Raw genomic sequence first — 21,867 nt, 5'->3', positions numbered from 1 at the left:
GAGAGGCGGGGCAGTGGTGTCGGACGTGATCGTGGTGGGCGGCGGGGTCAGCGGGCTGACCACGGCGATGGTGCTGGCCGAGCGGGGCCGCCGGGTGCGGGTGTGGTCCCGGGAACCGGCCGGCGACACCACGTCGGCCGTGGCCGGGGCCCTGTGGTGGCCCTACCGGATCGAGCCGCTGGACCGCGTCGGCGACTGGTCGCTGGCCGCGCTGCGCTGGTACGAGGAGCTGGCCGCCCGTCCGGGCGGGACCGGCGTACGGCTGGTCGACGGCCTCCATCGCGGCGAGCGCCTCTCGGGCCTGGGGCCGTGGGCCGGGGAGCTGAAGGACGCCGTGGAGACCGCCGAGGGGCTGCGGTGCCGGCTGCCGCTGATCGACATGCCGGTGCACCTGGGATGGCTGGAGGGGCGGGTGCGGGCGGCGGGCGGCACGGTCGAGCGGCGCGCGGTCACCTCGTTCGAGGAGGCCTCCGCGGAGGCGGGGACGGTGGTCAACTGTGCCGGGCTCGGTGCCCGGGAGCTGGTGCCGGACGCCGGGATGCGGCCGGTGCGCGGGCAGCTGGTGCTGGTGGAGAACCCGGGGATACGGGAGTGGTTCACCGAGGCCGGTCCGGCGTCGAGCGAGACCACGTACTTCTTCCCGCAGCCCGGCCGGCTGGTGCTCGGCGGCACGGCGGCGGCCGACGACTGGAGCACGGTTCCCGATCCCCGTACGGCCGAGGAGATAGTGGCCCGGTGCGCCCGGGTGCGGCCGGAGATCGGCGGCGCCCGGATCATCGGCCACCGGGTGGGCCTGCGGCCGGCCCGGGACGCCGGGGTACGGATCGAGGCCGAGCCGCTGGCCGGGGGCGGGCGGCTGGTGCACAACTACGGCCACGGCGGCGCGGGGGTGACGGTGGCCCTGGGCTGCGCGCTGGAGGCGGCGCGGCTGGTGGGGTGAGGCCGGGCGGCCGGTGCGGGGGCGGTCGTGGCCGCACCCGGCCGGGGCCGGCGGCCGTGCGCCGCCCGCCCCGGCGGGCCCCTCACGCCGGACCGGCGCCGCCCGGCCGGTCGTGGCGTTCCGTCGTGATCTGGCTGCCGCCCGGGCCGATGCGGATCTCGAAGTCGCCGTCGTACTTGGCGTGGCCCTCGATGACCGCGGACTCGACGGCCTCCACGCCGAACTCGCGCCGCACGATCAGCGGGTCCTCGCGCAGGTCGCGCATCAGGGCCACGCACATGCCGATCATGACAAGGGTGAAGGGCGCGGCCACCAGGATGGTCAGGTTCTGGAGACCCGCCAGGGCGTCGCCCTTGCCGTTGCCGATGAGCAGCATGATGGCCGCGACCGCGCCGGTGACCACACCCCAGAAGACGACGACCCAGGTGGCGGGTTCGAGGACGCCCTTCTGGGACAGCGTGCCCATCACGATGGACGCGGCGTCGGCGCCCGAGACGAAGAAGATGCCGACGAGCACCATCACCAGCACACTCATCAGCGTGGCGACGGGGAACTGCTGCAGTACGCCGAAGAGCTGCGCCTCCTGGCTGTCGGCGCCGGCGAGCTCGCCGCCCTCCTGGAGCTTGATGGCGGTGCCGCCGAAGACGGCGAACCAGATCAGGCTCACGGTGCTGGGCACCAGGATGACGCCGCCGATGAACTGACGGATGGTCCGGCCCTTGCTGATGCGCGCGATGAACATCCCGACGAAGGGCGTCCAGGAGATCCACCAGGCCCAGTAGAAGACGGTCCAGCTGCCGAGCCAGTCCGCGACCTCGCCCTCACCCGTGGCCTCGGTGCGGCCGGCCAGTTGCGGCAGGTCGCCGAAGTAGGCGGCGATCGAGGTGGGCAGCAGGTCGAGCACGATGATCGTGGGGCCCGCGATGAACACGAACACGGCCAGGATCAGGGCGAGCACCATGTTGATGTTCGACAGCCACTGGATGCCCTTCTCCACACCGGAGACCGCCGAGGCGATGAACGCGACGGTCAGCACGCCGATGATCAGGACGAGCAGGCCGGTGCCGGTCTTCTCCTTCCAGTCCAGCTCGTGGAAGCCGCTGCCGATCTGGAGGGCGCCGAGGCCCAGCGAGGCGGCCGAGCCGAAGAGGGTCGCGAAGATGGCCAGGATGTCGATGAACCGGCCGAGGCCGCCGTGGGCGCGGCGGGTGCCGATGAGCGGCTCGAAGACGGCGCTGATGGTCTGCCGCCGGCGGCGCCGGAAGGTGCTGTACGCGATGCCCAGGCCGACCACCGCGTAGATCGCCCACGGGTGCAGCGTCCAGTGGAACAGGGTGGTGGCCATCGCCGTCTGCATCGCCTCCGCGGCGTCGGCGGGGCGGGTGCCGGGCGGTGGGTCGGTGAAGTGGGCCAGCGGCTCACTGACCCCGTAGAACATCAGACCGATGCCCATGCCGGCGCTGAACATCATCGCGACCCAGGAGACGGTACGGAACTCGGGCTCCTCGTCCTCCTGGCCGAGGGTGATGTTTCCGTACCGGCTGATGGCGAGCCACAGGGCGAAGACCACGAACCCGGACGCGGCCAGGATGAAGGCCCAGCCGCCGTCGTGGATGAGACCGTCGAGGGCCTTGTCGGAGACCTTCTCCAGCGAGTCGGTGGCGGTGGCCCCCCAGACGACGAAGGCGAGGGTGAGGCCGGCCGTGACGCCGAACACCACCCGGTCGGTGACGGGGCGCCGGTTCTGGGCCGGGTCCTCGGGAAGGTCCGCCGTCACCGACAGGTCCCCTCTGCCGCCCGTTCTCTGCTCGTCCTGCGACACGAATGGCACCTTTCACGGAGACTGACAATTCGCTCTCCGTAGGCAGTACCACACCGAACATGCATCTTTCGTCATCAACAAGCGGTATCGGGTTGACCGTTTGCGAGGTGGCACGCGGCCCGTCCGCCCAGGAGGAGCGGAATCGGCTTCCGGCCGGCTGCCGCAGGAGTGCGTACACCCCGTCGCCGTCGGGCCGCGAGGTGACGTGGCGCGGTTCGAGTTCGTTCCGGACGCCGGCGAACCGCTCCGCCGTGAGGCGGTGACCGCAGGACGGGCCGGGGAGGGTTTCGCCCGGCCCCGGGGCCCCCTCGGCAGCGCCCCCGAGGCGGATGGGGTCAGGGCCGGCCGATTCGGCCGCCCGGAACGGACCCGTGCACGTGCGGTCCGCCGGAAACGGGCGGGCGGTCCCGGCCCGTTAGGCTGGCGGGGTTGTTCGCGCCGATCGGCCGGCCCGGCCGTTTCCGGCCCCCGCCGCGCCCCAGAGGAGCGTCCCTTGCCCGGTCCGTCCCCCGATGCCCCGCTTCACGCGCGCCCCACGCTGGAAGCGGTGGCGGCCCGCGCCGGAGTCTCCCGGGCGACGGCCTCCCGGGTGGTGAACGGCGGCGCGGGCGTCCGGCAGCCGCTCGTGGACCAGGTGCGCGAGGCGGTCGAGGAACTGGGCTACATCCCGAACCATGCCGCCCGGACCCTGGTGACCCGGCGCAACGGGGCGGTGGCCGTGATCATCGACGAGCCCGAGGCACGGATCTTCTCCGACCCGTTCTTCTCCCAGCACATCCGGGGCATCAGCAGGGAACTCAACGCGCACGACGCGCAGTTGGTGCTGCTGCTGGTGGAGGGCCGTGGGGACTTCGAGCGGGTCAGCCGCTATCTGGCCGGGGGCCATGTGGACGGGGTGCTGGCCTTCTCGCTGCACACGGACGACGAACTGCCCGCGGCCATAAGGCGTTTCCGCGTCCCGGCCGTCTACGGCGGCCGGCCCGGGCGGCCGGGCGCGCCGTCCGACGCGGTGCCCTTCGTGGACTGCGACAACCGGGGCGGCGCCCGGGAGGCCGTACGGCATCTGGCCGGACTCGGCCGCCGGCACATCGCGCACATCGCGGGCCCGCGCGACCAGACCTCGGCGCTCGACCGCATCGACGGCTACACCGACGTCCTGCCCGACGCCGACCCCGCCCTGCTCGCGGACGGCGACTTCACGGTGGACGGGGGCGCCCGCGCGATGGCGGAGTTGCTGGAGCGGCGGCCGGACGTGGACGCGGTGTTCGCGGCGAACGACCTGATGGCCTCGGGGGCGCTGCGGGTGCTGCGCGAGCGGGGGCGACGGGTGCCGCAGGACGTGGCGCTGGTCGGGTTCGACGACATGGATTCGGTCGCCGAGGCGACGGACCCGCCGCTGACGACGATACGTCAGGATGTGGTGGGAATGGGCCGGTTGATGGTCAGGCTGCTGATGGAACGGCTGGAGGACGGCGGGGCGGGGCCGGAGTCGGTGATCACGCCGACGCGGCTGGTCCGCCGCGCCTCGGCCTGATCCCCCGGCCGCCGTTCATACCGCGGCCGCTCTCCCGCGCCTGCGGGCCGCCCGGTGCGCCGCCCGGGCCCGGCGCGCCCGGGGGAGGTAGCGCAGGCGCTCCGGCAAGGCCGGGACCACCACCCGCACCACCGCGCAGAACCGTCGCAGGGCGCGTTCCTGCGCGTCCGTCCACTCCAGCCCGATGGCCTCGCGGGCGTCGGGCGGCATCAGCCCGACGGTCAGGAAGGCGCGGAACCGGGCGAGCGGCGGGAGCAGCACCGGCCACAGGGCCCTGAGCAGCAGCCGCAGCGGCCACGGTCCCCGGTCCGGCGGCGGGACGGCGGTGTCGGTGGCGACGAGTTCCGCGACGACGGGGGTCTTCTCGATCTCGTCGGCCAGCACGGCACGGTAGTAGGGCCAGAACTCCTCGATGGTCTGCGGCATGTCCCGGTCGTGGATGCCGAGCACCCGGCCCACCTGGAGCCATTCCGCGTACAGCGCGCGTTCCTGCTCGTGGCTGAGCGGGCGCAGCAGATAGCGGGCGCCGTGCCGGTAGACGGGGTAGCCGGTGGCGTGCACCCAGGCGTAGTTCGCCGGTGTCAGGGCGTGGTAGGGGCGTCCCCGGGTGTCGGTGCCCTGGATGGCGCGGTGCAGCCGGCGGAGCCTGCGTCCCTCCTCCGCGGCTTCCTCACCCCCGTAGACCCAGAGCTGGAGCGAGCCGAGGGAGCGCTCGCCCCGCCCCCAGGGGTCGGTCCGGAACACGGAGTGCTCGTCCACACCGGCGCCGACGGCGGGGTGGGCGACCTGGAGGGTGAGGGCGGCGGGCAGCATCAGCAGCGCCCGGATGTCGCCGGACAGGCTCCACAGCACGCCGCCGGGCGGCGGTGGTGGTGCGGGATCGTTCCTGCTGGTCATGCGGTGCTCCCGGCGGTTCGGTGGGCGCCGGCCGAAGCACCGGGGCCCACGTGATCCAGTATGCGGACCGTGCGCGGGCGGACGAGGCGGCGGCCGTCCGGCCGGGCCCCTGGTGCGGCTGGGACACGGTCAGGCGGCGTCGAAGCGGTCCAGCAGCTCGCGGGCCTCCACGGTGCGGCGGTGGGCGGGGCCGAAGGAGGCCAGGCAGGCGTCGTGGGCGGCGTCGGCCCGGGTCCGGGCCTCCGTGACGCGGCCCAGCCCCAGCAGGGCGGTGGCGGCGACCAGGTCCACGGCGCCCGCCTCCGGACCGCGCTGCCCCTCGGGGAGGGCGCGGTGCAGTTCGCCGGCGGTCGCGGCCTCGGCGAGCGCTTCCTCGTAGCGTGCCTGGCCGTTCAGGCTGCGGGCCAGGCCGATCTGCAGCACCAGGCGGATGCGGTGGGGTTCGCGCAGCTCCGCCAGCGCGTCGCGGGCCAGCGTCTCGGCCTTCGCGTGGTGCCCCTGTGCGTTGAGGGCGAAGACGACGCCGTTGGTGGCGGCCGCCGCCACGCGCCGGATCTCCGGATGCGTGCCGCCGGCCGCTTCCCGGACAACGGCCTCGCTCTCCGCCTCGCACTCGGCGTGCCGGTCCAGCGAGGCCAGCTGCTGGGCGCGGTCGGACCGGAGTTTCAGCGTCTGCCAGTGACCGGTCCCGAAGAGCTTGCGGGAGACCGACAATGCCTCGTCGTACGCGGTCAGGGCCTCGGCGTGGCGGCCCTGGGCGCCGGTCGAGACGGCGGCCACGGTCAGCGCCACCAGCAGCTCTCCCCTGTCACGCGGCCGCGACCGGGCCACGGCGCGCGCCGCCTTCTCCGCCTCGGCGTAGCGCTCGGCCTTATACAGCTCGACGGCCCGGGTGGCGGGGGACGGCTTCGTACGTCTGACGCGCGACCGGAAGAGTCTCATGCCCGGAGCATAGGGAGGGCCCGCCCGGCCCGGGCGGTCGGGGTGCCCGGCGCTCAGTCGAAGTCGTACACCGTCACGGGCACGCCACGGCTCGCCAACCGGCCCTCTACGAGCGGCTCGACCCGGGACCACTCGCCGCCCGCGAGCCCGCAGCCGATCCGGGGCATGTGCACCGAGGCGCCGAGCTCCAGCGCCCGGTCGGCCACGGCGGTGAGCCCCGTGCCGATGGCCTCGTAGCGCACCGGAACACCCTTGCTCCCCCGGCGCGTCCCCCGCTGGCCCACCAGGTTCGCCACCCAGAGGGACGGGGCGACCTGGACGAACCGCACGGCGCCGAGGCCGAAGTCGTTGTGCGCGCGCTCGCGGTGCCAACTGCGGTACGCGGCCTCGGGTTCGGGCCAGCGGCGCGAGAGGGCCAGGACGAAGCCCTTGCCCCAGCCGCCGAGATCGTTGCAGACGTGCACGATCACCTTGACACCCTTGCCCCGCGGCGAGATCGCGTCCCCCGTACGTACGTGATCCCGGACATGCGGTCAGGGTGGAGCTCGGCACTGACATCGATGCTGATACTCAGGTTCAACGGTCCGGCGCCACTTTCACATCAGTGGTGAGACAGCAATACTGTTGCGCCGAGCGGGGCGTGCCCAGGCGTGGCCGTTCGCAGCACCGGACACGAGGAGCGGGAATGGCGACCGAGGCCGAGGAGCCGAAGCTCACCGTCGACGAGCTGGCGGCTCGCGCCGGGGTGACCGTGCGCACGGTGCGGTTCTACAGCACCCGGGGGCTGTTGCCGCCCCCGGTGATCGGGCCGCGCCGGGTCGGGCACTACGGGCACGACCACCTCTCGCGGCTGGCGCTGATCGAGGAGCTGCAGCACCAGGGCATGACGCTCGCGGCGATCGAACGGTACCTGGAGCAGCTGCCGCCCGATGTGAGCGCCCACGATCTGGCCATCCACCGGGCCCTGGTCGCCTCCTGGGCGCCGGACTCGCCGGAGAACGCCTCGCGGGCGGAGCTGGAACGGCGGGCCGGGCGGCCGCTCGGCGAGCAGGACCTCGACCGGCTGGCCGCGATGGGGGTGCTGGAGCGGTCCGCGCCGGACGACGGGGTCTTCAGGCTGGATCCGGGGCTGCTGCGGCTGGGCGTGGAGCTGCTCGACGTACCGATCGCGCACGAGACGATCCTCGCAGCCCGTACGGTCCTGATGGAGCACACCCGTTCGGCCGCGCAGGAGCTGACCCGGCTCTTCCGGGACGAGGTGTGGAGCCCGTACCGGGAGCGGGAGGCGGACCCCGAGCACGTCAAGGCGATGAAGTCGCTGTCCGCGCACATGCAGCCGCTGGTGCTCCAGGCCCTGGTGACCGCGTTCCAGCGCTCGCTGAAGGAGGAGCTGCGGGCGGCCTTCACAGCCGAGTGAGTGCCGTACCGCGCGGGGAAGGCGGTACGGCACTGCGCGCGTCGGCTCAGTCGTGGAAGGTCTCGCCCTTCTCCGCCTTGTCCACCAGCAGCGCGGGCGGCAGGAAGCGGTCGCCGTAGCGCTCGGCGAGTTCCCGGGCGCGGGCCACGAAGCCGGGCAGGCCGCCCTCGTAGCCGTTGATGTACTGGAGCACGCCGCCGGTCCACGGCGGGAAGCCGATGCCCATGAGGGAGCCGATGTTGGCGTCGGCGACGGTGATCAGGACGTTCTCCTCCAGGCAGCGGACGCTGTCCAGCGCCTCGGAGAAGAGCATGCGCTCCTGCATGTCGGTGAACGGGATCTCGGTGTCCGGCTTCGCGAAGTGCTCGCGCAGGCCCGGCCACAGGCGCGTGCGCCTGCCCGTCTCGTCGTACTCGTAGAAGCCCGCGCCGCCGCTGCGCCCGGGGCGGCCGAACTCGTCGACCATCCGGTCGATCACCTCGTCCGCCGGGTGGCCGGGCCAGGTGCCGCCCGCCTCCTCGACGGCCTTGCGGGTCTCGTCGCGGATCCTGCGCGGGAGGGTGAGGGTCAGCTCGTCCATCAGGGAGAGCACCTTGGCCGGGTACCCGGCCTGGGCTGCGGCCTGCTCGACGGAGGCGGGCTCGACGCCCTCGCCGACCATGGCGACGCCCTCGTTGATGAACCGGCCGATGACGCGCGAGGTGAAGAAGCCGCGCGAGTCGTTGACGACGATCGGGGTCTTCCTGATCCGGCGGACCAGGTCGAACGCGCGGGCCAGCGCCTCGTCGCCGGTCTTCTCGCCCTTGATGATCTCGACCAGCGGCATCTTGTCGACCGGCGAGAAGAAGTGCAGCCCGATGAAGTCGACGGGGCGCGAGACACCTTCGGCGAGAACCGTGATGGGGAGGGTGGAGGTGTTGGAGCAGAGCAGCGCGTCGGGTTCGATGACGTCCTGGATCTCCTGGAACACCTTGTGCTTGAGGGCGGTGTCCTCGAAGACGGCCTCGATCACCGCGTCGCAGCCCGCGAGGTCGGCCGCCTCGGCTGTCGGGGTGATGCGGGCCAGCAGTTCGCCGCGCTCGGCCTCGGTCGTACGGCCCCGGGACAGCGCCTTGTCGAGCAGCTTCTCGCTGTACGCCTTGCCCTTGGCGGCAGCCTCGGCGGAGACGTCCTTGAGGACGACCTCGATGCCGGCCCTGGCGCAGGAGTACGCGATGCCGGCGCCCATCATGCCGGCGCCGAGGACGGCGACCTTGCGGACCCGGCGTTCCTCGATGCCCTTGGGGCGGCTGGCACCGGAGTTGACGGCCTGGAGGTCGAAGAAGAACGCCTGGATCATGTTCTTGGCGACCTGGCCGGTGACCAGCTCGGTGAAGTACCGGGCCTCGATGGTCAGGGCGGTCTCGAAGTCGACCTGCGCCCCCTCGACGGCGGCGGCCAGGATGTTGCGCGGCGCGGGCATGGGGGCGCCGGCGATCTGCTTCCTGAGGTTCGACGGGAAGGCCGGCAGGTTCGCGGCGAACTTCGGGTTCGCCGGGGTGCCGCCGGGGATCCTGTAGCCCTTGACGTCCCAGGGCTGCTGGGACTCGGGGTGGGCGTCGATGAAGGCGCGGGCCTTGTCGAGCATCTCCTCGGGCGTGGCGGCGACCTCGTGGACGAGGCCGTTCTCCAGTGCGCGCCGGGGCGTGTACTGGGTGCCCTGGAGGAGGACCTTGAGCAGCGCGTCGGCGATGCCCATGAGGCGTACGGTGCGGGTGACGCCGCCGGCGGCGGGCAGCAGGCCGAGGGTGACCTCGGGCAGGCCGATGCGGGAGCCGGGGGCGTCGAGGGCGATGCGGTGGTGGGCGGCCAGGGCGATCTCGTAACCGCCGCCGAGGGCAGCGCCGTTGACGGCGGCGACGACGGGCTTGCCGAGGGTCTCGATGCGGCGCAGCGACCTCTTGATCGCGGTGCCGGCGTCGAACGCGGCCTGCGCGTCCTCGGGACCGATTCCGATCATGTCCTTGAGGTCGCCGCCCGCGAAGAAGGTCTTCTTGGCGGAGGTGTAGATGATGCCCCGGAGGGAGTCCTTCTCGGCCTCGGCGCGGTCGGCGACGGCCGCGAGGGAGTCCTTGAACGCCTGGTTCATCGTGTTGGCGGACTGGTCGGGGTCGTCCAGTACGAGGGTGACGACGCCGGTCTCGTCCTGTTCCCAGCGGATGGTCGTGCTCTCGGTCATGGGTGTGTCTTCTCCGTAGGCAGGGGGCGGTCAGAGACGCTCGATGACGGTGGCGATGCCCATGCCGCCGCCCACGCACAGGGTGGCGAGGCCGTAGCGCCCGTCCCGGCGCTCCAGTTCGTCGACGAGGGTGCCGAGGATCATCGCGCCGGTGGCGCCCAGCGGGTGGCCGAGGGCGATGGCGCCGCCGTTGACGTTGACCTTGTCGAGGGAGAGCCCCATGTCCCGGACGAAGCGCAGGACGACCCCGGCGAACGCCTCGTTGATCTCGACCAGGTCGATGTCGTCGATGGTCAGCCCGGCCTTGGCGAGCGCCTTGCGGGTGGCGGGCGCGGGGCCGGTGAGCATGATGGTGGGCTCGGAGCCGGAGACGGCGGCGGAGACGATACGGGCGCGCGGGGTGAGCCCGTATCGCTCACCGATCCCCTGGTTGCCGATGGCGACGAGGGCGGCGCCGTCGACGATGCCGGAGGAGTTGCCCGCGTGGTGGACGTGGTCGATCTTCTCGACCCAGTGGTACTTCTGCAGCGCCACCGCGTCGAAGCCGCCCATCTCGCCGATCGTCGCGAAGGAGGGCTTGAGCGCGGCGAGGGAGTCGGCGGTGGTGCCGGGGCGCATGTGCTCGTCATGGTCGAGGACGACGAGTCCGTTGCGGTCCTTGACGGGGACGACGGACCGCGCGAAGCGGTTCTCCTTCCACGCCTCGGCGGCCCGCTCCTGCGACAGCGCGGCGTATTCGTCGACGTCGCGGCGCGAGAAGCCCTCGATGGTGGCGATGAGGTCGGCGCCGACGCCCTGCGGGGCGAAGCCGGTCTCGTAGTTGGTCATCGGGTCCATCGCCCAGGCGCCGCCGTCCGAGCCCATCGGCACCCGGGACATCGACTCGACGCCGCCCGCGAGGATCAGGTCCTCCCAGCCCGAACGCACCTTGGCGGCAGCCAGGTTGACGGCTTCCAGACCCGAGGCGCAGAAGCGGTTCTCCTGGACGCCGGCGACGGTGTCCGGCAGGCCGGCCGCGATGGCGGCGATCCGGGCGATGTCGGAGCCCTGGTCGCCCAGCGGGCTGACCACGCCGAGGACGATGTCGTCGATCGCGGCCGGGTCCAGGCCGGGGAAGCGGTCGCGGAGCTCGTGGATCAGGCCGACGACGAGGTCGATGGGCTTGGTGCCGTGCAGGGCGCCGTTGGCCTTGCCGCGCCCGCGCGGGGTGCGGATCGCGTCGTAGACGAATGCTTCGGTACTCAAGACAGCTGCCTTTCGGGGGTGGTGGCGCGGGCGTGGTCCGGGGAGGCGGGGTCAGGAGAGCAGCGAGCGGCCGATGATCTCCTTCATGATCTCGGTCGTGCCGCCGTAGATGGTCTGGACGCGGCCGTCGGTGAACGCCCGGGCCACCGGGTACTCCGCCATGTATCCGTAGCCGCCGTGGAGTTGCAGGCAGCGGTCGGCGACGCGCTTCTGCAGCTCGGTCGCCCACCACTTGGCCATCGAGGCGTGCACGGCGTCGAGCGTGCCGTCGGAGTGATCGACGATGCACCGGTCGAGAAAGGCCCGGGTGACGGCGCACTCGGTGGCCATCTCCGCGATCTCGAAGCGGATGTGCTGGAGCTTGGACAGCGGCCGGCCGAACGCCTCGCGCTCCTTGACGTACGCGGTGGTGATCTCCAGGAGGTGTTCGGCGGCGGCGATCCCGGCGACTGCTATGCCCATGCGTTCCTGGGCGAGGTTGGTCATCAGGTGGACGAAGGCGCCGTCGCGCTCGCCGAGCAGGTTCTCCTTGGGTACGCGCACGTCGTGGAAGAACAGTTCGGCGGTGTCCTGGGACTTCTGGCCGATCTTGTCGAGGTTGCGGCCCCGCTCGAAGCCCTCCGCGCCGCGCTCCACGACGATCAGCGAGAGGCCCTTGGCACCGCCCTGCGGGGTGGTCCTCGCGACGACGACCACCAGGTCGGCGAGGATGCCGTTGGAGATGAACGTCTTGGAGCCGTTGAGCAGCCAGTGGTCGCCCCCGTCCTCGGCGGTGGTGCGGATGCCCTGGAGGTCGGAGCCCGCGCCGGGTTCGGTCATGGCGATGGCGGTGATGGTCTCGCCACTGCAGAAGCCGGGCAGCCAGCGCCGCTTCTGCTCCTCGGTGGCCAGGCCGGTGAGGTAGGGGCCGATGATGTCGTTGTGCAGCCCGAGCGCGAGACCGGGCGTGCCGGCCCGGGTGAACTCCTCGGCCAGGACGGCGCTGTAGCGGAAGTCGGTGGTGCCGCCGCCCCCGTACTCCTCGGGCACGGCGAGACCGAGGAGGCCCTGCCGGCCGGCGGCGCGCCATGCCTCGCGGGAGACGATGCCGTCCTTCTCCCACTGCTCGTAGTGCGGAAGGACCTCCTTGGCGAGGAAGGCGCGCACGGTCTCGCGGAACGCGTGGTGCTCTTCGGTGAAGATCTGCCGCTGCATCAGGAGCTGGTGTCCTTCCGGGTGTTCCGCAGACGGGGCACGTCCCAGTCGGCGGCGACGGCTTCGGTGTCCGCGCCCGGCAGGGCCGGACCGGTGCGCACCGACGCGGGCGTGGCCGAGAAGCGGGGTGCGGGAGCGGGCTGGGTGAGCCCGCCGTGCTCGACGAAGGTGGCGCGGGCGGCGAGATGGGGGTGGTGGGGTGCCTCGCGGAGCGAGAGGACGGGTGCCACACAGGCGTCGGACCCGTCGAAGAGCTCGGTCCACTCGGCGCGGGTGCGGGTGCGGAACCGCTCGGCGACGGCGGTGCGCAGCTCGTCCCAGCGGGTGAGGTCGTTCCGGTCCGGGGCGGTGTCCGCGATACCGAGGAGTCCTACGAACTCGTCGTAGAACCGCTGTTCCAGCGGGCCGACGGCCATGTACTCGCCGTCGGCGGTCTCGTACGAGCCGTAGAACGGGCAGCCGCCGTCCAGGAGGTTGGCGCCGCGCCGGTCCTGCCAGCCGCCGGCCGCGAGCATGCCGTGGATCATCGTGGCGAGGTGGGCGGCGCCGTCGACGATCGCCGCGTCGACGACCTGCCCGGTGCCGCCGGGCGTACGGGCGTGCCGGAGGGCGGCGAGAACGCCGACGACGAGGTAGAGCGAGCCGCCCGCGTAGTCGCCGACCAGGTTGGCGGGGACGGTGGGTGGCTCACCGGGCCTGCCGATCATGGAGAGGGTGCCGGTGAGCGCGATGTACGCGATGTCGTGTCCGGCGCGTTCGGCCAGCGGCCCTTCCTGGCCCCAGCCGGTCATCCGCCCGTAGACGAGCTTCGGGTTGCGGGCGAGGCAGGCGTCGGGGCCCACGCCGAGGCGTTCGGCGACGCCCGGGCGGTAGCCCTCGACGAGGACGTCGGCGCGCTCGACGAGGTCCAGGACGGCGGCCGGGCCGTCGGGGTCCTTGAGGTCGACGAGCACGGAGCGTTTGTTGCGGTTGGTGAGGTCGTGGGCCGGGTCGATGCCGATTCCGGCGCCGCCGGGGCGGTCGACGCGCACCACGTCGGCGCCCAGGTCGGCCAGGAGCATCGCGGCGAACGGGCCGGGGCCGATGCCGGCGAGCTCCACCACCCGCAGCCCGTCGAGCGGGCCGCGCGGCCCCTTCCCTGGTGTCGCCATCGAGCCCCCAGCGGTATGACACAACCGATGTAACATCGATGATGCTAAGAACGCGCCGCGCTCCGCACAACCCCTGGGGGAGAGCAAGCGCTTAGTTCTTTTCGCGGATACTCATGGATACTCCCCCATGTCCCTCTCCCGCCCGCGCAGCGCCACGGCGACCGCGCTAACCTCTGCTCGCTCCGTCCGGCGCCGTCCTCCGTGGAGGCTTTCGTGAACAGGCAGAACGGGCCCGCGCGCCCCTATGACGTCATCCTTTTCGGCGCCACCGGCTTCGTGGGCGCGCTCACCGCCGCCTATCTGGCCCGGCACGCCCCCGATGGCTGTCGCTGGGCCGTCGCCGGACGCGACCGCGCCAAGCTGGAGACGCTGCGCACCTGGCTGACCGCCCTCGATCCGCGCTGCGCGGACCTCCCGCTGCTGGAGGCGGACGCGGGCGACGCCGGCTCGCTGCGCGCGCTGGCCGAGTCCGCCCGCGTGGTGGCCACGACCGTCGGCCCCTACGTCCTGTACGGCGAGAAGCTGGTCGCCGCCTGCGCCGAGGCGGGGACGGACTACGCGGACCTCACGGGCGAGCCGGAGTTCGTGGACCGGATGTTCGTGGAGCACGACGCCCGGGCCCGCGAGACCGGCGCCCGGCTCGTGCACGCCTGCGGTTTCGACTCCGTGCCGCACGATCTCGGCGCCTACTTCACGGTGCGCCGGCTTCCGGAGAACGTGCCCCTGCGCATCGACGGCTTCGTCCGCAGCAACGCCGCCTTCTCCGGCGGTACGTTCGCCTCGGCGCTCACCGCGATGGGCCGGGGTCCGCAGATGCTGCGCGCCGCGAAGGAGCGCCGGCTGCACGAACCCCGGCCGGCCGGCCGCCATGTCCACGCCCCGCTCGGCCGCCCGCGCTTCAGCCCGGAGACCGGTACCTGGGCGCTCCCGCTGCCCACGCTCGACGCGGCGGTCATCGCCCGCTCGGCGCGTGCGCTGCCCCGTTACGGCCCCGACTTCCGCTACCGCCACTACGCCTCGGTCAGGCACCTGCCCGTCGCGCTCGGCGGTACGGCGGCACTCGGAGCGCTGCTCGGTGCCGCGCAGCTGCCGGCCGCCCGGAACTGGCTGATGGGGCGTTACGAACCCGGCTCGGGCCCGGCCGCGGTGCGCCGGGCCCGCAGCTGGTTCACCGTGCGGTTCGTCGGTGAGGGCGGCGGGCGGCGGGTGTTCACGGAGGTGTCGGGCGGCGATCCGGGCTACGACGAGACGGCGAAGATGCTCGCGGAGTCGGCGCTGTGCCTGGCGTTCGACGAGCTGCCGGCCACCTCGGGACAGGTCACGACGGCCGCCGCGATGGGCGACGCGCTGCTGGAGCGGCTGGTCGCGGCCGGGTTGCGCTTCCGGGTGGCGGCGGTGCGCTGATGCCCCGGCAGCCCCGGGCGGCCAGAAGATCCAGGAGGCCAGGGTGTGGAGCATCGCCCCGGCCCAGAAGAAGCCGACCGCACCCCCGGTCAGCATGCCCAGCGCCACACGGCGCTGAGCCGGGCGACGGGAAGCGTTTCCAGCGTTTGATTCTTCACGCTCCGACGTGTCGAGCCACGTCGTACGGAGGAGCAGCACCACGCGGCGGGGGCCGCGACCTCCTGGCCGCGGCCCCCGCGTGCTTACCCACTGCCCGTGCTACAGGCTCCGCGCCCTGATGTTGCGGAACTCGGCCAGGTCGTTGTCGCTGTGGTTCTGCAGCCCGATGTACCCGCTGAGGAACTGGCGCAGGTCCGTGGACGGGTCACCCGCCCGGGACGACTCCTTGCCGGGTGTGTTGTCGAACTCGTTGATCACCACGCCGTTACGGATGATCGTGTAGTGCTGTCCGACCGCACGGACCTCGTAGTCGTTCCACTGGCCCTTCGGGGTCACCCCCGCCTTGTCGAGACCCACCGGCTTGAAGTTGTACACCGAGCCGGTCTTCTGGGCCTCGCCACCTGCTCCGTCGTAGATCTGAATCTCCTGTCCGCAGTAGACGGCGAGCCACTCCTGGGCGTTGCGGGCCGAACCGAGCGTCCCGCAACTGCCGGCCGGACGGTCGGCCAGGGGCGTCCGCGGGTCCGGGAACCTGATGAAGACGCCCGTGTTCGCATGGGCGGTGCCCGGCGCCACGTCCCGGAACTGGAGTCTGAGCGAGAAGTCCCCGAGCTCCTTCCTGGCGTACCACAGCATCCCCATGCCGCCGGAGGTGCGCAGGGTTCCGTCGGGCTGGAGCGAGAACTTCCCCGGCCCCGCCTGCCGCCAGTCAGCCAGGCTTGCCGCCGTCCCGTCGAAGAGCGGGCGGTATCCGGCGACCTTGCCGATCCGGCTCCGAGCGGCGGCCTTGCCGATCGCCGACGCCTCCTTGTTGGCCAGGACGTCCTCCTTGCGGAGGTCGTTGACCACACCGTTGACGTGGCTGACGAACTCGCCGTGGTTCGGCCAGGACGCCTCGTCGTCGATGAGGTCATTGACGGTGCAGCCGCCACCGGCCTTGTGGTTGGCCACCTCCGTATCGGTGTCGAGCAGCCACACGGTCTTCCGCGCGTCCGGAGCGGAGCAGCCGGCCTTCGCGTCGATCGTCGCGGTGGCCTTCTCACCGTCGGCGTAGGTGACCGTCAGCTTCGCGTGGTACGTGCCGTAGTCGGCGTAGGTGTGCGTCGGGGCGGCCTCGTGCGAGGGCGCGCTGCCGTCGCCGAAGTCCCACTCCCACGCCACGCCGCCGACCCTGGTGCCGGAGAACGCCACCGTCTTCGGCTTGCTCTGCGTCACCACGCGCGCCCCGGCGGCCTGCGGGTTCGGGGTGGCGGGGCCACCGTGGTAACTGATGCGGATGAGCTTCTGGTTGGGGTGCAGGCTGAAGAAGCCGCCCGCGTAGTCGAGCATGTACAGGGCGCCGTCGGGACCGAACTTGGCGTCCATCCAGCTCTGCATCTGGGTGGCGCCGCCGCCGGGCGCGATGATGCTGCGCAGGTCCTCACCGAAGGCGGGTGCACCCGCGTCCTTGACCTTGGCCGGGTCCACCGTCACCGCGACGCGGTTGTTGGCGTTGGACTCGTCGCCGATGAACCACTTGTCCTCCCAGTACGCCGGCCAGGCGTCGCCGCTCTCCGTGTTCACCTGGGAGCGGTGGTAGGTCGGACCGGACATGACGGCCTGGCCGCCGCCCTTGAAGTACGGCTCCGTGTAGGTGGCCTCGCTCTCGACGTACGACGGCAGGCCGCTGCCGTCGGAGCGCTCGGGGTAGACCGGGCCGCCGCCCTGGGGCGAGAACCAGATCATGTTGTCACGGGCGGCCGGGATGTCCGTCAGACCGGTGTTGCGCGGCGACTCGTTCTTGAGGTGGTCGCAGTCGTACCAGCCGGTGAGCTTCTTGGCGTCGGTGTTGCTGCGGTCGCGATAGGGCTGCTTGTTGCCCATGCAGTACGGCCAGCCCTGGTTGCCCGCGGAGGTGATGACCGTGGCCGTCTCGTACTTGGCCGGGCCCAGCTCGGGATCGGGTGCGCCGGCGTCCGGGCCGACCCAGCCGGCGGTGAGCCAGTTGTGCACCGGGTCGATGGACAGCCGGGCGATGTTGCGGACGCCCATCACATAGATCTCGGGACGGGTCTTGTCCGTTCCCGGCGGGAAGAGGTTGCCCTTGGGAATGGTGTATGTGCCGTCCGGCTCGGGGTGGATCCGGAGGATTTTCCCGTTCAGGTCGTTCGTGTTGCCGGCTGTGCGGCGAGCGTCCTGGAAGGAGACGCCCTTGTAGTCCTCGGTCCAGTTGTTCCCGGAGTAACCTCCGGAGCCGCCCGAGGAGTTGTTGTCGCCGGAGCCGATGTAGAGATTGCCGTCCTTGTCGAAGGCCATCCCGCCGCCGGCGTGGCAGCAGCTGTGGATCTGGGTGTCCCAGTGCAGCAGGTCCTTGCGGGTGCCCTGGTCGATGGAGTCGGACCCGAAGTCGTAGGTGAGCCGGGAGACCGTCCGCTGACCGATCCGCTTGTCGCGGTCGATCGAGTCGTGCGGCATCCAGAAGATGTACATCCACCCGTTCTTCTCGAACTTCGGGTCGAGGGTGATGCCGATGAGGCCTTCCTCGTTCTTGACCAGTTCGTCGCCGCTGCCCCGGTTGCCCATCACGTCGAGCGTGGTGAGCAGTTTGACCTTCTTGGTCTTGGGGTCCCACTGGTGAATCGTGCCGCAGCCGAGGCCGACTTTGGGGTCGTTCCAGTCGACGATCGCTCCGGTGGGGCAGGCGGCCTTGCCGATGTAGAAGGCCTTGCCGTCGGGGGCCATGGTCAGACCGTGCGGCTCACCGATCTGGTCCAGCTGCCCGGCCTTGTTCTGGGCGGTCAGCCGCTCGGTGGTGTAGTTGGACGCGATCGTGGCCTGACAGTCGCCGCGCACCATGCCGGTGGTCCACTCGATGGCGCCGAGCAGATGGCTCTGGAACTTCGAGTCGCTGGTGTAGCTCTCCTCGGTGCGCCCCATGCCGGTGTAGAAGGACCTGCCGCCCTCGTAGTCGCGGCACCACGAGATCGGGTGGAAGGGGCCGTTGGCGCTGAGGCCCGGCTTGTACCTGCTCTCCTCCACCTGGGCGATGGTGTGGACCTTGCCGATGGGGTTGGGGTCCCAGTTGATCCACTGGTCGGAGCGGGTCCAGTTGAGGGGAAGCCCCTTGTTGGCAGGGTGTTGCCGGTCCGTCACATCGACGACGGCCTGCTGGACCTTGGAGTCCTGGGGCGGTGTCGGGTTGGCGCTGAAGAGCCGCAGCTCGGCCAGCTGGATCAGCGGTTCACCGCTGTTCGCGGTGATCTCCAGCCGGTAGTTCCGGTAGGCGTCCTTGTTGGTGAACTGGAACTGCCTGGTCTGGCCGCGCGAGGTGAACGTCTCGCCGCTCCGGGTGTCCAGTGTCTTCCAGGTCTTGCCGTCGTCCGATCCCTGAAGCTTCCAGTCCTTGGGGTCACGTCCCGTGTAGTCATTGCCCGAGGTCAGGGCATAGTTGACGATCGCGACGGGCTTGTCCAGCTTCGCGGTGACCCAGCCGGTGGGATCGAAGGTCAGCCACTTGGTGTCGTTCTTGCCGTCGAACAGCTTGTCCTTCGACTCGTTCGGCGAATTGTCCCCGCTGACCGCGCTCTCGACGACCTTCTCGGCGTCGGGCAGCCCCAGTGCCGGCCGGGTGCCGATCAGTCCCGTGAACCAGGAGGAGTCGGACTGGGCCCGTGCGGCGTCGTGCACGCCGACGAAGCCGCCGCCGCCGCTGATGTACGCCTTGAACGCGGCCTCCTGCTCCGCACTGAGCGTCACACCGTCGGCCGACAGGAACACCACGCCCCGGTAGTCGGCGAGGTCGGCGGCGTTGAACACGCTCGCGTCCTCGGACTCGACGACCTTGAATCCATTCTCGGAACCGAGCTTCTCGATCGCGGCCGCGGCCTTCTTCACCGGGTCGTCCTGCTTGGCGGCAGGTCCGTGGAAGACCAGCACGTTCACCGTGGAATCGGCCGCGGCGGCCTGCTCCCCGGCGCTGTCGGCCGGCTTGGCCTGTGCCTGTACGGCGGGCAGCGTGGACAGCCCGACGCTCAGCGCTGCGCTGGACAGCATGACGACCGCCCGGCGCCAGGGGCGTACGCGCCGCCTCGGCCGTCCGCCCGGCGCGGGCGGGGCTCCGCTACTCCTCGACCATGTGAACGGGTCTCTCTTGCCCATGCTTACTCCTTGACTCGATCAGGAAGAGCGATCAGGGGATGGGTACATGTCCTGTTCTCGGACTGCCGCCGGGCCCCGGGCCGGCGGGGGGCCGGGCGGGACGGCGTTCGGCAGGCGTTCACGATGCCCGGGAGGGCGAGTGCCGGAGGGGGCCGGGCATGCCTCTGGTCCTGGCGGGCAGGGGACCGCCGACGGCCGGTCCGTACACGCCCGTCAGGCAGGCCTTACGGGCGTGGCTTCTGAAGCGGCCGGGGCCGGGCCCGCCGCTGTATCGGGGGTGGCTAGTGCCGCGGCACTAGTGGTGGGCCATCCCTTCCATTCCCTCCATCCCTTCCATCCCGCCGCCGGGGACGTGGCCGTTGGCATCGGCCACTTGGAAGATCCCGACCATGCCCATGTCCGCGTGGCTCTGGACATGGCAGTGGTACATCCAGTTGCCCGCGCCGACCCGGGCGCCCGCCACCACCTGGAAGCCGAAGGAGTCCCCCGGCCCGACGGTCTTGGTGTCGATGACGCGGGTCTCGTCCTTGGGGCCCTGCATGATGCCGGTGCGGTTGTCGACCCAGCGGTGTCCGTGCACGTGGAACGTGTGGAAGAACTCCCCGTGCGTGATGACGATGAACTCCACCCGCTCGCCGACGACGGCCTTGAGCGTCGGAACGTCGTGATGGGCCCTGTTGTTGATCGTCATGTCGTTGAACACCACGGTGAACTTCTTGTCGGGCAGCACATCGCCCTTGCGGCGTACGACGACGGCCCCGTACAGCCCCCTCTTGAGACCTCCCGTGCCGTGCTCGGTACCCACCTGGTGATCGTGGTAGTGCCAGTAGCCGGCGCTGCCCGTCTCCCACGTGCCATCGTGATTCGGCCCCGGGGCGTGGGTGCGCCAGACGTACGTCCGGCGGCCACCCGGTTCGACAACGCTGTCATTCATCTTGGTTCCGTCGCTCGCCACGTCGTAGTCCACACCGTGCACATGAAGACTCGCGGCGACGTCCAGATTGTTGACGACCTCGATGTTCATCGTGTCGCCCTCGGTCATCTCGATGAGCGGACCGGGAATCGACGCCTTGCCCGGCTCAAGGCCGTAGCCCATCTCCCCGTTCGGCAGCTTCTCCATGTACAAGGTCAGCTGACGGACGGTGCCCTTGTCGTTCCCCTGCCCGTTGCCCTCGCGGAGCTTGTCCTGCGATACGGCTGCGGTAGCGCCCAGCACCGTGGGCACGACCGCCGCGGCTGCCGCCCCGGTGGCGAACGCCCGCCGGGAGAAGTGGCGTCTCATGCCTGTGTCTGAGTCGAACATCGCTCTCCAATCCTCGAAACGCGAAGGTGCATGCGGTCGTTTCGTGGTTCTGGTCCAAGCCGCCGACAACGGCAGCTGGTCCGTCGCGGCGGTACGCGTGGTGCGCCTGGCCCGCGGTGCCGCCGGGGCGGGACGGTCGCCGGACCGGACTTCGGGCGGCGGCGGTCGGACAGGGCCAGGACCTGACGTGAGCTCTGACTCGGCTCGATGGGCCGGCTGCGGCCGGGACCGGACCGACTGGGTGGAGATAGTCACCTCGGAACGCTGGACACCGTAGCGGCCGGGCATCCAGTTTTTCCAGACACAGGTCAAAGTTGGTCGGATTCTCGTCAAAGGTCTTGGCGAATAGTCAAAAGGCTCGCTAACTTGCCGACGTTGCCACGTTGAAAAGGCTGCGCCCACCCTCCCGCTCGGGCCGGGCCGGGCCGGTCATGTGAGCAGCCACTCGTACCTCGGAACGCGCTCATCCCGGCGACGAAACGTCCAGCAGGCGGGACCGTGAGTCCTATGCGGTGCCGCACAAGCGATTTCCCGAAAGGTGCAGCAGTGTCCAGAAGCCTGCTCCATGACCAGACGGATCCGCCCCCCTCGAGATCTGCGCTACGCGACCGGCTCGGTGAGCATCCGATGCTGATGGCAGTGATGGCCGTGGTCTTCACCGCGTTCGCCCTGGCCGTTCCGGCCGCGTACGCGGCCGTGAACCGCTCGGCTGAACCGGCGGCGGCGAACCAGGTGCTCACCTGGACGGCCGGCGACGACTACACCAAGTACACGTCGGCTCCCGCCACGGCGGTGGCGGGCAGGACGACCATCGTGTTCGAGAGCAGCGCGGCGACGGGCAACACGACGGGGCTGACGCACACGCTGACGTTCGACTCGGCGAACGGCGACTACAACAACGATGTCAGCCTGAACATCCTGGCGAGCCCCTTCGACGCGGAGGGCGGCAGGCACTCGGCGGAAGTCACGCTCACGCCCGGCGTCTACCGGTACTTCTGCGCCATGCCGGGCCACCAGATGATGGTGGGCGAGCTGGTCGTCACGGCTGCCCCCGGTGAGGACACCACCGCGCCCGAGGCGTCCGCGTCCGTCACCGGCACCAAGAACAGCACCGGCGAGTACGTCTCCACCGCAACCGTCACCCTGACCGCCTCCGACACCGAATCAGGCATCGACACCATCGAATACGCCCTCGACGGCACCACATACAAGCCATACACCGCCCCCATCGCCGTCAGCGCCGCAGGACAACACACCCTCACCTACCGGGCCACCGACAAAGCCGGAAACACCTCCACCGCCAAGTCCGTCACCTTCACCGTCGCCGCACCCCAACCCCCGAAGGACACCACCCCACCCGACACCTCCGCCAACGTCACCGGCACCAAGAACAGCGCCGGCGAGTACGTCTCCACCGCAACCGTCACCCTGACCGCCTCCGACACCGAATCAGGCATCGACACCATCGAATACGCCCTCGACGGCACCACATACAAGCCATACA

The 21,867-nt window shown here is 71.1% G+C and carries 14 protein-coding genes and 1 pseudogene; 5 read left to right on the top strand and 10 right to left on the bottom strand.

Annotated features, from left to right (window positions below; all coding sequences use genetic code 11):
• Positions 1–16 precede the first annotated feature (16 nt).
• Positions 17–940 (top strand): FAD-dependent oxidoreductase, encoded by a 924-nt coding sequence (locus ABZ564_RS25165; RefSeq protein ID WP_360860694.1) that lies wholly within the window; start codon positions 17–19, stop codon positions 938–940.
• A gap of 82 nt (positions 941–1,022) precedes the next feature.
• Here the strand turns inward: ABZ564_RS25165 and ABZ564_RS25160 are convergent, their stop codons facing one another.
• The gene (locus ABZ564_RS25160) at positions 1,023–2,762 is read right to left on the bottom strand and encodes a BCCT family transporter (protein ID WP_360860691.1); all 1,740 of its coding nucleotides are present in this window, start codon (positions 2,760–2,762) and stop codon (positions 1,023–1,025) included.
• A gap of 493 nt (positions 2,763–3,255) precedes the next feature.
• On the opposite strand from ABZ564_RS25160, the gene ABZ564_RS25155 reads away from it, so the two are divergent.
• Positions 3,256–4,296, top strand: coding sequence for a LacI family DNA-binding transcriptional regulator (locus tag ABZ564_RS25155; protein WP_360860688.1), 1,041 nt, complete (start codon positions 3,256–3,258; stop codon positions 4,294–4,296).
• A 15-nt stretch (positions 4,297–4,311) separates the two neighbouring features.
• Here ABZ564_RS25155 and ABZ564_RS25150 read toward each other — a convergent pair whose 3' ends face one another.
• The 3 genes and pseudogenes from ABZ564_RS25150 to ABZ564_RS25140 form a co-directional block, all read right to left on the bottom strand.
• On the bottom strand, positions 4,312–5,193 hold the full coding sequence (locus tag ABZ564_RS25150) for an oxygenase MpaB family protein (protein WP_360860685.1): 882 nt from the start codon (positions 5,191–5,193) through the stop codon (positions 4,312–4,314).
• Between the two features lie 129 nt (positions 5,194–5,322).
• The gene (locus ABZ564_RS25145; protein ID WP_360860682.1) at positions 5,323–6,135 is read right to left on the bottom strand and encodes a tetratricopeptide repeat protein; all 813 of its coding nucleotides are present in this window, start codon (positions 6,133–6,135) and stop codon (positions 5,323–5,325) included.
• A gap of 53 nt (positions 6,136–6,188) precedes the next feature.
• Positions 6,189–6,664, bottom strand: a pseudogene (locus ABZ564_RS25140) (macro domain-containing protein).
• A gap of 156 nt (positions 6,665–6,820) precedes the next feature.
• On the opposite strand from ABZ564_RS25140, the gene ABZ564_RS25135 reads away from it, so the two are divergent.
• Positions 6,821–7,552: a MerR family transcriptional regulator gene (locus tag ABZ564_RS25135; protein ID WP_360860679.1), complete on the top strand. Its 732-nt coding sequence runs from the start codon at positions 6,821–6,823 to the stop codon at positions 7,550–7,552.
• Between the two features lie 46 nt (positions 7,553–7,598).
• Here ABZ564_RS25135 and ABZ564_RS25130 read toward each other — a convergent pair whose 3' ends face one another.
• Genes ABZ564_RS25130 through ABZ564_RS25115 form a run of 4 tightly spaced genes read right to left on the bottom strand, consistent with a single transcriptional unit; the run spans position 7,599 to position 13,360 of the window.
• The gene (locus ABZ564_RS25130) at positions 7,599–9,770 is read right to left on the bottom strand and encodes a 3-hydroxyacyl-CoA dehydrogenase NAD-binding domain-containing protein (protein WP_360860676.1); all 2,172 of its coding nucleotides are present in this window, start codon (positions 9,768–9,770) and stop codon (positions 7,599–7,601) included.
• Positions 9,771–9,800: 30 nt separating this feature from the next.
• Entirely contained in the window at positions 9,801–11,015 is a 1,215-nt protein-coding gene (locus tag ABZ564_RS25125) for an acetyl-CoA C-acetyltransferase (protein ID WP_360860673.1), read from the bottom strand.
• A gap of 51 nt (positions 11,016–11,066) precedes the next feature.
• Positions 11,067–12,209 (bottom strand): acyl-CoA dehydrogenase family protein, encoded by a 1,143-nt coding sequence (locus ABZ564_RS25120; RefSeq protein WP_360860670.1) that lies wholly within the window; start codon positions 12,207–12,209, stop codon positions 11,067–11,069.
• A complete protein-coding gene (locus ABZ564_RS25115) occupies positions 12,209–13,360 on the bottom strand; it encodes a CaiB/BaiF CoA-transferase family protein (RefSeq protein WP_360860668.1) in 1,152 nt (383 codons plus the stop codon). Before ABZ564_RS25115 ends, ABZ564_RS25120 begins: the two co-directional genes overlap by 1 nt.
• Positions 13,361–13,573: 213 nt before the next feature.
• Here ABZ564_RS25115 and ABZ564_RS25110 point away from each other — a divergent pair, with 213 nt between their 5' ends.
• Entirely contained in the window at positions 13,574–14,764 is a 1,191-nt protein-coding gene (locus ABZ564_RS25110) for a saccharopine dehydrogenase NADP-binding domain-containing protein (RefSeq protein ID WP_360860665.1), read from the top strand.
• A gap of 258 nt (positions 14,765–15,022) precedes the next feature.
• Here the strand turns inward: ABZ564_RS25110 and ABZ564_RS25105 are convergent, their stop codons facing one another.
• Both ABZ564_RS25105 and ABZ564_RS25100 read right to left on the bottom strand, forming a co-directional pair.
• Positions 15,023–18,955, bottom strand: a complete 3,933-nt coding sequence (locus ABZ564_RS25105) for a ThuA domain-containing protein (RefSeq protein ID WP_360860662.1) — start codon at positions 18,953–18,955, stop codon at positions 15,023–15,025.
• A 400-nt stretch (positions 18,956–19,355) separates the two neighbouring features.
• Positions 19,356–20,363, bottom strand: a complete 1,008-nt coding sequence (locus ABZ564_RS25100) for a multicopper oxidase domain-containing protein (RefSeq protein WP_360860659.1) — start codon at positions 20,361–20,363, stop codon at positions 19,356–19,358.
• Positions 20,364–20,990: 627 nt separating this feature from the next.
• On the opposite strand from ABZ564_RS25100, the gene ABZ564_RS25095 reads away from it, so the two are divergent.
• Positions 20,991–21,867 (top strand): plastocyanin/azurin family copper-binding protein (locus tag ABZ564_RS25095; protein ID WP_360860656.1); only part of this gene is annotated, 877 nt, incomplete at its 3' end.

Origin of the sequence: Streptomyces sp. NPDC019224 (assembly GCF_040632605.1) — a bacterium.
Lineage (GTDB): Bacteria > Actinomycetota > Actinomycetes > Streptomycetales > Streptomycetaceae > Streptomyces.
The sequence above is the reverse complement of the archived record's forward strand: the minus strand, read 5'-3'. Positions and strand labels throughout refer to the sequence as shown.

Bases quoted from the DNA above. Each gene is read 5' to 3' on its own strand.
- ABZ564_RS25150 (WP_360860685.1), bottom strand. From the start codon at position 5,193: ATGACCAGCAGGAACGATCCCGCACCACCACCGCCGCCCGGCGGCGTG.
- ABZ564_RS25145 (WP_360860682.1), bottom strand. From the start codon at position 6,135: ATGAGACTCTTCCGGTCGCGCGTCAGACGTACGAAGCCGTCCCCCGCC.
- ABZ564_RS25135 (WP_360860679.1), top strand. From the start codon at position 6,821: ATGGCGACCGAGGCCGAGGAGCCGAAGCTCACCGTCGACGAGCTGGCG.
- ABZ564_RS25130 (WP_360860676.1), bottom strand. From the start codon at position 9,770: ATGACCGAGAGCACGACCATCCGCTGGGAACAGGACGAGACCGGCGTC.
- ABZ564_RS25120 (WP_360860670.1), bottom strand. From the start codon at position 12,209: ATGCAGCGGCAGATCTTCACCGAAGAGCACCACGCGTTCCGCGAGACC.
- ABZ564_RS25115 (WP_360860668.1), bottom strand. From the start codon at position 13,360: ATGGCGACACCAGGGAAGGGGCCGCGCGGCCCGCTCGACGGGCTGCGG.
- ABZ564_RS25105 (WP_360860662.1), bottom strand. From the start codon at position 18,955: ATGCTGTCCAGCGCAGCGCTGAGCGTCGGGCTGTCCACGCTGCCCGCC.
- ABZ564_RS25100 (WP_360860659.1), bottom strand. From the start codon at position 20,363: ATGTTCGACTCAGACACAGGCATGAGACGCCACTTCTCCCGGCGGGCG.